Below are 12402 nucleotides of genomic sequence, written 5' to 3' on the forward strand. Positions count from 1 at the left end.
AGAGTATTAAGCAATATTACGTTAAGTAATATGACATTAATCGTCTGCCCAACCTTAGCTTTGTGCCGCAACTCGAACAAGCATCTAATGTAAATTCTGATTTGCGTGTCAGAAAGAGTTCTAATCTTCAATAACCCTATCCGGAGAAAATAACGTGTCATATCAGAAAGGCGCGATGATGCAGTACTTCCATTGGTATCTTCCCGATGATGGGAAGCATTGGGATAGGCTCAAAGACGAGGCGCAAACGTTGGCAGAGAAAGGATTTACATCTCTGTGGATGCCCCCTGCCTACAAAGGTGTGGGTGGAAAAAGTGAGGTTGGCTATGGTGTTTATGACCTCTATGACTTGGGCGAATTTGACCAGAAGGGATCGATTCGGACTAAATACGGCACTCGCGAGCAGTATTTAGATGCTCTTAAAGCCCTCAAAGCGAATGGCATTCGTGCCTATGCAGATATTGTTCTAAACCATATGATGGGCGGCGATCAAGTCGAAGCTGTAAAAGCGATTCCTTACCCCCGTGATAATCGTCTCAATCCGAAAGGAGAGCTACACGAGATCGAAGCCTACACGCACTTCAACTTCCCGGCTCGTCAAGGCAAGTACTCCTCCTTCGAGTGGCACTGGTGGCATTTCGACGCGGTGGACTACAACGCGAACAACCCAGACGACGACTCTACTATCTTCGTGTTTGAAGGAAAATCGTTTGATGATTATGTCGCGCTTGAGAAGGGTAATTTTGACTATTTGATGGGCTGCGACTTAGATTTTGGAGAAGAGTCCGTCCGCGATCAGCTAGTCGAATGGGGCAAGTGGTATGTTGAAACAACGAATGTAGATGGGTTTCGGATTGATGCAGCGAAACATATTTCTGCCTGGTTTTTCCCAGATTGGCTAGAGGCAATGAATCAGGTGGTTGGAGAGCCGCTGTTCGCGGTTGCTGAGTACTGGGAATTTAGCGTTGAAGCTCTAGAAGCTTATATTCACAACACTCAAGGTAAAGTAGCCCTCTTTGATGTGCCGCTTCACTTTAATTTTCACAGTGCGAGTCAGGAGGGCGATCGCTATGATATGCGGCAAATTTTAGACGGCACATTGGTGAAAAAGCAGCCCGCGTTTGCGGTTACATTTGTTGCTAATCATGATTCTCAAGCGCTGCAAGCGTTGGAGTCGGTGGTCGAACCCTGGTTTAAGCCATTGGCCTATGCCATTATTTTGCTGCGTCAAGATGGCTATCCGTGTGTGTTCTATCCAGACTATTACGGAACAGAGTATGAGGATGAAGGACAGGACGGGCAGATACATAAGGTGATCATGCCGTCACACCAATGGCTGATCGATAAATTCTTGGATGCACGTCAGCGCTATACCTACGGTGCGCAGTACGATTACTTTGATCACCCCAATACAATTGGCTGGACATGCCTAGGAGATGAAGAGCATCCTCAAGCGATGGCGGTCATCTTGAGCAATGGGGCAGAGGGTAAAAAATGGATGGAAGTGGGTAAGCCAAACACAACCTTCATCGATTTGACTGAACACGTTCCAGAGCCAGTGCAAACGAATGATAAAGGCTGGGGTGAATTTAGATGTGATGGCGGGTCCGTGTCCGTGTGGGTAGAGGTTGCTTAAGCCGCACGTATTGCTAGATCTTTAATAGCATTCCTCGTAGAGGCAGTCTTCCAGACCGCCTCTATTTTCGTTAAAATAATTCTCTACAAACCTAAACAGAATCGCTGCCTGGTTCAAAGAATGAAACCTAGCTTTGCGATTCTGTATCAACTCCTATCAAGTCGAGAACTACGCTCTATTTTCGGGGCAAGCTCTCTTCCGAACTCCGAACCGGGGATGAATCCACTGGCTCGTGAACGGGCGGCTCTTCTGCATTTCCTTCAGGGGTGAGCGGATCGCGATAAAGGCTTCGCTTATTCCTCTCCTTCCTGCCCATTCCACCTAACCGACCAAACATCTCATGGAGCAATAGATAGAAGCAAGGAATGATAAACAACGTGAGAAATGTTGCCAACGATAATCCGGCAAAAACTACGATGCCGAGCGGCTGTAGAAACTCGCCCCCTTGACCTAAACCCAACGCCAGTGGAAACATCCCCAAAACGGTTGTGATGGTCGTCATGAGAATGGCACGCAGACGCAGAGGTGCGGCTTGCAGAATGGCGGTTCGCCGTCCGACGCCATCCTTTGCTCGAATCTGGTTGGCTAACTCCACCATGATAATGGCGTTGTTCACCACAATTCCCACGAGTAGCACAGCCCCTACAACCACCGTTGCCCCGATCGCAGTATTAGTGATGAACAGTCCCCAAATTCCACCCGCTAACGCTAAGGGAATTGTGAACATAATGACTAACGGATCAACAAGAGAGTTGTATTGCACTGCCATCACGACAAATACGAGAAACGCAGCTAACCCTCCTAATAGTGGCAGTGCAGACTGAATCTGCTGATTACTTTGCGCCGCCGTACTGGGTAGCCGACTCACGCCCTCCGGTAGCTGAATCTGTTGGAATACACGCTCAATTTCTTCGAGCGCTCCTCCCAAACTTGCGCCCTCATTTAACGTCCCTGCAATCTGGTAGACCTGACGCTGGTTAATTCGCTGGACTTCTCCCGGTGCTTGTCCGGTTTCGATTTGGGTAACATCACTGAGTCTGATAAGTTGTCTATCTTCTGTAAATAGCGGCAATTCAGCGAGTTGAGAAGCATCCTGAATCACAGAATCATCTAATTCAACGCGTACATCGACCAACCGATTTCCCCGTTGAATTTGAGTTGGAACTGAGCCTTCAAGCGCCGTTTGAATGGTATCCCCAATGTCTTGAATGTTCAGTCCGAGTTCTGCTGCTCGTTCGCGATCGCGCCGAATCTGAATTTCGGGCTGTCGCTGGTCGGCATCTGGACGGTATCGCGCTTGTTTTGCTTGTTGGCTCAAGGCTGCCAAAACTTGGCGTCCGGCTTGTTCTAGCTGATCGGCGTTATTGCCTTGCAGCACTACGTCAACTTCTGCACCCCGTACTGGAGAGTTACTCAAAATCAAACCCCGGACTTGACCCGGACTCAGACGCAAAGTGATATCGACCAAGTTGAGTTGGTTGAAGGATTGAGTGACGCGCTCGACAAATTTTTCTACATCAGTATTGGGCTTGAGCGTAATGTTGCTCGAACTCCGCAAGGCATTTTCGCTCGTATTGCTGCCAAATAGAAATCCGCCCACGGTAGTGAAGACATATTCTGTCTCCGGTTGCTCAATCAGGAGTTTATCCACCTCAGTCATAACTTTACGGCTGGTTTCAATCGGCGTTCCGGGCGGAAACTGAGCAAACAGATTGGCTTGCCCTGTGTTGATGCGCGGCAAGATTTCTTGCGGAATGCGACCCAAGACAAAGAGGCTACTGCCACCCAAAATTAGAAAGGTCAGCGCAACAACCAATACGCGGCGGTGTAACACTTTATTTAACAGCGATCGATAGCTGCCAATTGCCGCTTCAAAGCGTCGATTGAAGCCACCGATTAGCCAGGTTTGTCCCACTCGGCTCGACCACTGGATGGCTAAGAGTCGAGATGCCATCATCGGAACGATCGTTACAGCAACGAGAATGGAAGCGGCAACCGAAAAGCTAATGGTTAGAATCAACTCGTTAAACAGGAGTGCGATGAATCCACCAATAAGCAGAAATGGTAGAACAGCCACTAAGTTTGTACTTGTGGACGCTAGTAATGCCGATTCAACCGATTGACTGCTCTCAACCGATTTATCCATCAATTCTTGTGAACTGAGGTCTGTGTTGGTCTGTTGACCTAGCTTAATGCCAACTCCATCGGCAATCGTTTCGAGCATCACAATCGAGTTGTCCACGACGATGCCAACTCCCAAGGCCAAACCGCCTAAACTAAAGACGTTAAGCGACAGATTAAACAATCGCATGAAAATAATGGCGACCAATGTGGCAAGTGGAATCGACAACACAATGATTAGCGTCTGACGAATCGAGCCGAGAAACAGCAGCACTGCGATCGCAGCGAGTCCTGCTCCAATCAAACCGGAACTGGTGACGTTAGAAATCGAGTTGCTAATAAACACCGACTCATCTAACGTGGGGAACAACTGCATGTCTTGGGGAACAACCCCTGAGCGTCGGAGTTCCTCAATCCGTTTCTTCACCCCTTCTACGACTTGAATGGTGTTAGCATCAGGCTGTTTCTGAATACTCAGCTTGACGGAAGGCTTGCCATTCAGCGATACAAAAATACGCTGCTGCTGCGTGCCGTCGCTAACCTTGGCAAAGTCCCTTAGATAAACGCGGCTAGATGAGGTTGCTGGCGTAGTCGTGGTGGAAGAACTGCCTGATGCATTACCCGATGAACTGCTGCCTGACGACGATTGCGATGTGCCAGATGGTGAAGCTTGACCGACTGTGAACGAAAGATTCTCGATTTCGGACGCTTCCTGAAACCGCCCGATCGCTCGCGTTAGCGGCTCGGAGTTTCGCCCGATAATTCGTCCGCCAGACACGTCCTGATTCGCCTCGGTAAGTTCTGTCAACACATCGTTCAATCCCACGCCCGACGATTGCAGGCGATCGAGATCAAGAATTACCCTGACTTCTTCTTCTACTCCGCCTGCCACATCGACTGCCGCCACGCCTTCCACCACGCCGAGTTCCCGCGACAGTTCTTCGTCTGCAAACACTCGCAGATCAACCGATTCCAAGGAGTCGGAGGTTAGCGCCAGTTCATAAACTGGGGATTGAGACGGATCGACTTTGAACAAGGTCGGCTCCTCGATTGTGTCAGGAAGCCGACCACGGGCGCGGTTGAAGGCTGCCGTCGCATCGTTGAGGGCTTGATCAATGTTTCCTCCTGGCTGAAAAAACAGGTCTACGCTGACCTGTCCTTCACGGGTGCGCGAGAAGGTTTGCACTACCCCTTCCGTGGTTGCTAACGCTTCTTCTAAAGGTCGGGTGACTTCATCAACCGCCACTTCTGGTGAAATGCCAGGGGCGTCAACCCGCACCCCAATGCGGGGATAGGTGATCGAGGGCAGCAGATCAACTTGAATCGTGAGTAGAAAAAAGATGCCGATCACGACGATCGCCAGCGATAGCATGAGCGTCCCGATATGCTGGCGAACCGCTACGCCGCTAATACTAAATCCACGCGGCTGAGGAGATGATGTCATAGCAATTGCTTACCTTAGCTTCTCTTGTTGTCGTCAGTTTGCTCAGAAATCAAACTCAGTCGGACGGGTTCGCCTTCTTTTAACTCTCCGCTGCTGCGAACCACAAACGATTCACCCGGATTCAAACCCGACAGAATCTCGACTTGTCCATTCTTGCGATCGCCCACCTGCACTTGACGGGCTGCTACCGTCGATTGCTCTCCGTTGCGGTTGACAACATACAAGGTGGCACTGCTAGGCTGCTTTTGATCTTGTGAGGCGTTGCGATTGGCTCCGCCAAGTTCCGAAGGAGCGCCGCTATTACCTGCACCTTGCACTTGAGAGCGCCCGCGATCGCTAGAATTCCCTCCCGGTGCTCCTGAAGATTTGCTTCCTGGCTTTTGCACTGCCGCTTCTGGAATCACGACGTTCTGCGCCTGCCGCACATTAAAGCTCACTCGCGCTAGCAACCCACTGCCAATGCGCCCACCCTCATTAGGAATCGTGACTTCAATTGGGATTTGGCGCGATCGCGGATCAGCCGCCGGAGAAATGCGGGATACTCTTCCAGTTAACGTCTGATTCTTCAACGCATCGAGCCGAACTTGTGCCGGCTGCCCTTCTCGAATGCCTGCAAGCTCTAACTCCGACACGCGCACCTCAACCTTCACTTGGCTAAAGTCGCCCAGCTTTAAAATTTCGCTTCCGGGTTGCGCTAAGTTTCCAGGTTCAGTCAGCCGCTCTAGCACTGAGCCATTAACTGGAGCCGTCAGCGTGCTGTAGGACTGGCGTTCTTGCTCTTGGGCGACGATCGCTTGCTGTGACACCACTCGTCGCTGTGCCGCCGCGACTGCTTGTTGACGATTGCGCACCTGCCGTTCGGCAGAACGAAGCGTCTGCTCCGCCGTTTTAGCGTTGGTTTGGCTCGTTTCTGCCTGTTGCTCAGAAATCGCACCAGAGCGAAAGAGTTGAGCTTGTCTAGCCGCATCTGAGCGAGCTTGCTGTAACTCTAAGCGCGATCGCTCCACCTGTGTCAGCGCATCATCGACATCGGCTTGCAGGCTGGCGACCTCCGATTCTCTTGCGGCTACCTCTGCCTGTGCTTCAGCCACCGCCGCTGCCGATAACCGATTATCAATTCGGGCTAGCGTCTGCCCTCGTGTGACCTGATCGCCTACATCGACATTTAAATCCGTGAGTTGCCCTTCAGCTTGCGATCGCAGCGAAACCTCTCGATACGGCCGGGTTGTGCCCGTATATTCAGTCGAGGATTCTAAGGAAGATTGGCGTGCGATCGCCACATCAACCGCCACGGGGCCTCCCTGAGATTGGGCGTTGGGCCGGGTCTGAGCGTCGCCAGAAGGAATGAGATTGCATCCTGTTCCAAGGAAGAGCAGCCCCATAAAACTCAATTGACTAATCAGAGCCGTGTGCGTGAAACGATGTGGTTTCCGTAGCGCTAACTGTAAAGGAGAAGGCGGCATAATTCTTCACTGACTCTAGAAGGGATAAAGGCTGCAAACACTGGCATGTTAATGTTTGTAAAGCAGTTAGTACCCTAAATGTATCAGTCTAGGGGACGAGAGAAATATCAGAAATCTCAGAGAAAGATCTGAGGTTGCGACAGCCATTTCTGTTGGACTGCTTGAGTAGGTAAATAGGTTCAATTAAACGAAAACTTTTCCTCAAAAGTGATTTTATGGAACGGGTCAAAGCATGAACCGAACCTTCTACAGCACTTTATGGAAGGCATCGCGATTAGCGCTTCGCAGACCTTTTAAGATGAGCAGAGCGAATCTTATGTGCACCTTATCTAGTTGCAATTCAAGAATTTTAAGATTCAGGAGTTTTAGATTCAAAAATTTGGATGCCGGGTTGTTCGAGAATAAAACCCGTATCGGTGAGTTTGCCCATCTTTCCAATAATGATGGCCATCCAGTTCGAGTATCGCTGGGATCCCTCGACTAAGTTGCGCCAAATTCGCGGTCTGACTTGGACCGTTACGATCGCACTTCCAATATCGACGGTAAATTCTTGCCACCCATTCTCAATCTCCTGAGCCTGGGGCAATGCTGAAATTTTGATAGTGAGGGGATCAAGCTGACCAGCAATAGAAGCCATCGACGCTGCGAACTGAACGAGTATCTCTTGCGATATTACTAGGTTTTGAGGTTTCCTTGACGCGATTGGCTCAACCAAGCTCCAAAGGATCGCGCGTTTTGATTTCCAGTCATCAAGTAACGCTACCTTAATAGAAGTTGCTGTGAGAAACGATTTGTCTTGGATGCAAACTAGTCTATTCAATCTAATCAAACAATTTATTCGGCTTCAGTTTCCAACGGTTCGTCCAATTCAGACGGCTGACCTTGCTCAGTGGCTCGAAAGCTCGACTCAACCTCAGCCGATTTTGCTCGATGCTCGAACCCCGCCAGAGTTTGCTGTCAGTCATCTTCCGACAGCACAATTCATTGATTCAAACTCATCTCATAACCCAATTTTAGAAACGCTTCCAAAAGATGCTCCGATCGTTGTGTATTGCTCTGTTGGCTATCGCAGTGCCAAGCTTGCCCAGCAGCTTCAGCAGCAAGGGTTCGCTTGTGTTTTCAACTTGGAAGGCAGCATTTTTCAGTGGGCAAATGAAGAACGTCCTGTCTATCAAGCGGATCGATTAACATCGCTTGTGCATCCCTACAACGATACGTGGGGTAAGTTGTTAAATGCTCACCACCGCGCTCAATGCCCTTAGAAATGCCGCTAGTAGTGCAGTCTAGCTGTAGCTGAAGCTATTCAATGGCTCAATGACTAGCGCATGTTTATTCATTAACTTCTAGAATTTAGACAAGTTTAATTCGTAACTCTACTGCTTGCAGCACCCGCTCCGCTAATGTCTCGCGTCTCCATTATTATTCCAACCTTCAACGAATCCGCAACTCTACAGAGTACTCTTCGTCAATTGACGATCTTGAATCCGCCTGCTTATGAAATTATTATCGTAGATGGAAATAGCACAGACAACACTATTGAGATTGCTAAGCGATCAGTTGAACACTTTGGTTTAGATTGTCGTGTTTTAAGTTACGGCCTTTCTAAAGGAGTGGAAGGGGAAAATTGTAGGAGTCGCTCAGCTCAGTTAAATCACGGCGCAAAAGCCGCAACTGGGGATATTCTTTGCTTCCTGCATGCTGACACCCGAATTCCCGATGATACGATCGCGGTGATTGAGAAAACGTTGAATGATCCTGCGATCGCATGTGGTGGTTTTATCTCATTGATGTCTGGAGCAGAAACAACGCGCTGGGGAATCTCACTTCATAATGTCCTTAAAACCTATTATGCTCCTCTGCTATTTCGACCGCGTCACTTCTTCAAAGGATTGCGTTTGTTATTCGGAGATCAGGTGATGTTCTGCCGTCGCTCCGATTTCTGGCAATGCGGTGGATTTGATGAAGCATTGCCCATCATGGAAGATGGCGATTTGTGTCTCAAACTCGCGAAAAAAGGACGAATTCAACAAATCAATCGCGTTGTTCATAGTTCTGATCGACGTGTTGTTTACTGGGGCACTTGGAAGGCCACCGCAATCTATCTGTATGTTGGAATTTTGTGGGGAGTTGGAGTTTCAGCAACGTATCTCAAGCAGTTTTACGATGATATCCGCTGATTTAAGCTCCAATCATAATCCAAGTAGACAATGGGTGTTGTCGCCGTTAAGGACTGTTTGAGATAGGCTCCAACGTACTGGGGAATCGATGGAGCAACGCTAAGAAAGTCTTTGCGATACCATTTCAGAATTTTGCTGCAATACAACACATTCTCTTGAGCGTCGTATCGAACTTTGTTTGGATTATTGATAAAGCGATCAGCATCTTCCTGTAGTTGCTGGCGCACATACTCTGCTTCATATGCCGTGTTTCGCAACAGCGGACAGCCAATTGATGCACAAGCGATCGCAAAATGAATGCGAGGTTCCTGCAATGGTCATAGAGTTCGGTTCTCAATCTGAGCAAGCCTGTATTGCTGATCAAACATAGAATGGTTTCGGTGCATAAAAAACCACAGAAACGTAAACCAATTTGGCAATCCTAAAATTATGGATTGGATCAAGCGAATTGGATAGCGCTCTAAAATTTTATCAATGGTAAAAGCATTGTAGAGATTAATCCATAAAGCGAGTTGTTCGTCAACGCTCTGAGACTTGAGTTCTAACGTAGAAATCTGTGAAATCTATTGTGCGATCGCAGTGGGTTGTTCGCGCTGCCATTAGGCTCTTTCCATCATAATGCTCATTCAAATTGCCTCTCCAGATGGAGAATAGGTTTGCGCTCTCTTTGCCCTTCAGTAGAGGTGATTTAGCTAAGATTCAAGTAATTTAGTTTTATCATCAAGCTCACTAAAAGCTCTCTACATATTTTAAGGATTAAAAATTATGAAATACCTTGGACAGCATGTAGAAATTACCGAGCAAGATCCCGGTTGGGTTGGAGTTTGGTGGCATGAAGGCGGCATGATTCAACTCGGCTACTTCACAACCCCTACTGAAGCATGGCAAGCTGTTGTAGAGCTGATTCAACGCGATTTGGCGGTGCGATCGCTCCTTTCTGTTTTAGACGAGTGGCGCGATTACACCTGCATTGATGACTTAGAGTATGCACTTGGCGTTAATTCCTTAGTGTCTTTTGTTCTTGCCTAATCTGTTCTTTGGTTGATTAACTAGTCATTGAAGCCAGTAGCTTCAGCCGCTTTCTTACTATCTTTACCATCACACTTGACTTAATCGACCCATATCAAAGCACTATTCTGAGCCTGCCGTAGAAATTCAAGAATAACGACATTAACCTCGATCTTTTGCGCTTAGATCTGCAAAACTCCTTGATTCGTTGCGAATCAGTTCTGAGCGGATTCGAGAAATTATTTTATCGCCTCCGAAATTTTTCTCGTTTTGACAAGGAAGAAAGGATCAGAACTAGCATTATCCCCGCTATTTGTCTTAATCTAGTCCTGACAGATAGTCCTGACAGATTGATAAGCATTGGTGGGAGAACGAATAATGACGAAATATGTGATGTGGGGCAGCTATTGTGAGAATGTTCTCGAAAAAAGAGAGCCTTATCGCCAAGCGCATTTAGATGGGTTAGCCAAACAGAAAGATGATGGCGTTTTGATTACAATCGGCCCAACTAAAGATGTTACAAAGGTCTTTGGTATTTACGAAGCTGAAAGTGAATCGGCAGTGCGATCTCTTGTTGAGGCTGATCCGTTTTGGCAAAACGGAATTTGGACAGAGTACGAGGTCAAAGAGTGGATTCAAGCATTCTAGAGAAATTGCCGACAGAATTGTAAGGCTTGCTCAACATCGCTTGTCTGCTGGGGATAAGTAATGATTGGACGATCAATGATGATCAACCGGATGCCTAGCTGCCCAGCAAGCTTGCGCTTAATATCTTCGCCGCCCGGTGTGCCAGAAGCTTTGGTGACAACGGTTGAAATTTGCCACTGTTGCCAGAGCGATCGCTCCAGTTCATACGTGATCGGCGGACGCAGGGCAATGATGCGATCGCTGCTAAATCCTGATTCCAACGCGGCTTCTAAAGCAACCGGAGACGGCAAAATTCGAGTGAACAGTGTTGCTCTATCCTGCCATGCTTTGAACAACGATAAGAACCGATACCCGATCGTGAGTAGTACTCGTTGCCCTTGCAGCCAATCCGTTTCTAGCAGGTTTTCAACCGTGTCTACGAACCAAACCGTAGTTTCATCGCTGGTTTTCTCACTCTCTAAAGCGGGACGTTCAAATCGCAGATAAGCAATGGTCTGAGAATTTACCCCTCCTAAATCATGCACAGCGCTAATGGCATTCTTTGAGATGTCAACCGCGAACGGATGAGAAGCATCTAATACAACACCAATATTATATTTCGTTAGAAAATTAGATAATTCTTCAGAATCAAGTTTACCAATATGAACTTGAATTTCTGGAGCAAAGTCATAAAGTGCGGTTGCGGATTGAGTTGTCACGGAAACGATACAGGGAAGACGAGCATGAGCGATCGCTTGTGCCAAAATCACGCTTTCCCCAGTTCCGCCAATGAGCCAAATCCGTTTCAAAACGAGACTTTGTAGAGTTCAAACAGTTCACCCGAGTGCGTTTTCAAAATCTTTCCGCCTTCAGAGCCAATCATTTTCCGCCACTCGTCTAGCGGCTCTAGAAAGACTTCTGCGTTGGAATAGGTTTCCAAAATTGCCCAACTTTCGGCAAGTTCGGCATCCGGGTTCAATACATCGAACACGAAAACGCCGCCCGGTTTGAGGACTCGTCGAACCTCAGATAATACTAACTTCCAATAGTCAAGAGGGTAATAGCAACTGAATCCGGTCGAGATCGCCAGATCAAACTGCTTTGCCTCGTACTGCAAATCGTGAGCTGCGCCAAGTTTGACGCCTTTGAACAACTTTGAGTTGAGCTGCGGGGCGCGAGCATTCAATGCCTCACGAGCCACGGTGCTAACTTCCTGACCATAGAAAAAAGCGTTCCAGTCCCGCCAATCATAAATCAGAAAACTAACCCCGCAGCCAATGTCGAGACAATGCTGATTCTTCTGCGGCTGAGCAAGCTGCCAAAACGGAGAGGTGAGCTTTGCTTGCAGCAACCCTGACACCCGTTCTCGAAAGATAGGCATCGCCTGAACCTCATCCGGCAGATCAGCTGACTCACCTCGATATTCTCGATTGAAGCGATCGGCAACCGCACTAATTTGCGTTTGCCAGTCTAGTGAATGTTGCAACGTCTTAGCCCTTCAGTGCTTTGGTAAAATTCTGACGGTAAGATTTATTCAACACCAGAACGGGCCACAATGCCGTCAAATACAGCTTTCCTTGACTAAAATTAGTGCGTCGAAAGCCCGACCAGAACTTGAACGCACCCACCACATACACGACCAGTAATGAAAAAACAAGAAAGTTCATCTTCTAACCCTCGCGGTTCCTTCGGAATTTGCACTGTTTTGCACTGTGCGCTAATCGCACAACGTTCTTCAATGTGCGATTAGCGCAGAACGTTCTTTAAATTTTAGCAATCCTAATTTGCATACTGGTAGAGGATGACAAATCACACGTTGCTAATCAAGGGTTATACACCGTAAACCAATCAAACTTTTAATAAAAATTGTTAGATTCAAGACTAGATACCGTCAGGCAGGGTCAAATAAGGTTAAGAACACGCCAG

11 protein-coding genes and 1 pseudogene are annotated in these 12402 nt (G+C 47.9%); 5 read left to right on the forward strand and 7 right to left on the reverse strand.

The features are described from left to right. The first annotated feature begins 154 nt into the window (after window positions 1–154). Window positions 155–1636, forward strand: coding sequence for an alpha-amylase (locus AC5I6P_RS09915; protein ID WP_495693588.1), 1482 nt, complete (start codon window positions 155–157; stop codon window positions 1634–1636). Between the two features lie 175 nt (window positions 1637–1811). On the opposite strand, the gene AC5I6P_RS09920 is transcribed toward AC5I6P_RS09915, so the two are convergent. The 3 genes from AC5I6P_RS09920 to AC5I6P_RS09930 all read right to left on the reverse strand — a co-directional run bounded on the left by AC5I6P_RS09920 (window position 1812) and on the right by AC5I6P_RS09930 (window position 7301). Beyond that, window positions 1812–5201, reverse strand: coding sequence for an efflux RND transporter permease subunit (locus AC5I6P_RS09920; protein ID WP_495693589.1), 3390 nt, complete (start codon window positions 5199–5201; stop codon window positions 1812–1814). Window positions 5202–5215: 14 nt separating this feature from the next. Then, window positions 5216–6664 (reverse strand): efflux RND transporter periplasmic adaptor subunit, encoded by a 1449-nt coding sequence (locus AC5I6P_RS09925; protein WP_495693590.1) that lies wholly within the window; start codon window positions 6662–6664, stop codon window positions 5216–5218. Window positions 6665–7013: 349 nt separating this feature from the next. Then, complete coding sequence (locus AC5I6P_RS09930) at window positions 7014–7301, reverse strand: fertility inhibition FinO-like protein (RefSeq protein ID WP_495693591.1); 288 nt, start codon at window positions 7299–7301, stop codon at window positions 7014–7016. Between the two features lie 163 nt (window positions 7302–7464). On the opposite strand from AC5I6P_RS09930, the gene AC5I6P_RS09935 reads away from it, so the two are divergent. After that, window positions 7465–7926 carry a rhodanese-like domain-containing protein gene (locus AC5I6P_RS09935; RefSeq protein ID WP_495693592.1) on the forward strand — a complete coding sequence of 154 codons (462 nt, stop codon included), beginning with the start codon at window positions 7465–7467 and terminating at the stop codon, window positions 7924–7926. A 114-nt stretch (window positions 7927–8040) separates the two neighbouring features. After that, window positions 8041–8841, forward strand: coding sequence for a TIGR04283 family arsenosugar biosynthesis glycosyltransferase (locus AC5I6P_RS09940; protein ID WP_495693673.1), 801 nt, complete (start codon window positions 8041–8043; stop codon window positions 8839–8841). Here AC5I6P_RS09940 and AC5I6P_RS09945 read toward each other — a convergent pair. Then, window positions 8823–9404, reverse strand: a pseudogene (locus tag AC5I6P_RS09945) (DUF547 domain-containing protein). The gene AC5I6P_RS09940 and the pseudogene AC5I6P_RS09945 overlap by 19 nt on opposite strands. A gap of 202 nt (window positions 9405–9606) precedes the next feature. Here AC5I6P_RS09945 and AC5I6P_RS09950 point away from each other — a divergent pair. Together AC5I6P_RS09950 and AC5I6P_RS09955 are read left to right on the forward strand one after the other, a co-directional pair. Continuing rightward, window positions 9607–9870 carry a hypothetical protein gene (locus tag AC5I6P_RS09950; RefSeq protein ID WP_495693593.1) on the forward strand — a complete coding sequence of 88 codons (264 nt, stop codon included), beginning with the start codon at window positions 9607–9609 and terminating at the stop codon, window positions 9868–9870. A gap of 357 nt (window positions 9871–10227) precedes the next feature. Further along, window positions 10228–10497 (forward strand): YciI family protein, encoded by a 270-nt coding sequence (locus AC5I6P_RS09955; protein WP_495693594.1) that lies wholly within the window; start codon window positions 10228–10230, stop codon window positions 10495–10497. Here the strand turns inward: AC5I6P_RS09955 and AC5I6P_RS09960 are convergent. From AC5I6P_RS09960 to AC5I6P_RS09970, 3 genes are read right to left on the reverse strand one after another with little or no spacing between them, the layout of a single operon-like run. Next, window positions 10494–11285 carry a cobalt-precorrin-6A reductase gene (locus AC5I6P_RS09960; protein ID WP_495693595.1) on the reverse strand — a complete coding sequence of 264 codons (792 nt, stop codon included), beginning with the start codon at window positions 11283–11285 and terminating at the stop codon, window positions 10494–10496. The two genes, AC5I6P_RS09955 and AC5I6P_RS09960, sit on opposite strands and share 4 nt — an antisense overlap. After that, a complete protein-coding gene (locus AC5I6P_RS09965) occupies window positions 11282–11962 on the reverse strand; it encodes a class I SAM-dependent methyltransferase (RefSeq protein WP_495693596.1) in 681 nt (226 codons plus the stop codon). Before AC5I6P_RS09965 ends, AC5I6P_RS09960 begins: the two co-directional genes overlap by 4 nt. A gap of 4 nt (window positions 11963–11966) precedes the next feature. After that, on the reverse strand, window positions 11967–12143 hold the full coding sequence (locus AC5I6P_RS09970) for a hypothetical protein (RefSeq protein WP_202925177.1): 177 nt from the start codon (window positions 12141–12143) through the stop codon (window positions 11967–11969). Window positions 12144–12402: the final 259 nt, after the last annotated feature.

It is taken from the genome of Myxacorys sp. (assembly GCF_059501405.1).

What these genes read in the sequence shown, in the direction of transcription:
- AC5I6P_RS09920 (WP_495693589.1), bottom strand. Translation starts at nt 5,201, where the DNA reads ATGACATCATCTCCTCAGCCGCGTGGATTTAGTATTAGCGGCGTAGCG.
- AC5I6P_RS09925 (WP_495693590.1), bottom strand. Translation starts at nt 6,664, where the DNA reads ATGCCGCCTTCTCCTTTACAGTTAGCGCTACGGAAACCACATCGTTTC.
- AC5I6P_RS09930 (WP_495693591.1), bottom strand. Translation starts at nt 7,301, where the DNA reads ATGGCTTCTATTGCTGGTCAGCTTGATCCCCTCACTATCAAAATTTCA.
- AC5I6P_RS09935 (WP_495693592.1), top strand. Translation starts at nt 7,465, where the DNA reads ATGCAAACTAGTCTATTCAATCTAATCAAACAATTTATTCGGCTTCAG.
- AC5I6P_RS09950 (WP_495693593.1), top strand. Translation starts at nt 9,607, where the DNA reads ATGAAATACCTTGGACAGCATGTAGAAATTACCGAGCAAGATCCCGGT.
- AC5I6P_RS09955 (WP_495693594.1), top strand. Translation starts at nt 10,228, where the DNA reads ATGACGAAATATGTGATGTGGGGCAGCTATTGTGAGAATGTTCTCGAA.
- AC5I6P_RS09970 (WP_202925177.1), bottom strand. Translation starts at nt 12,143, where the DNA reads ATGAACTTTCTTGTTTTTTCATTACTGGTCGTGTATGTGGTGGGTGCG.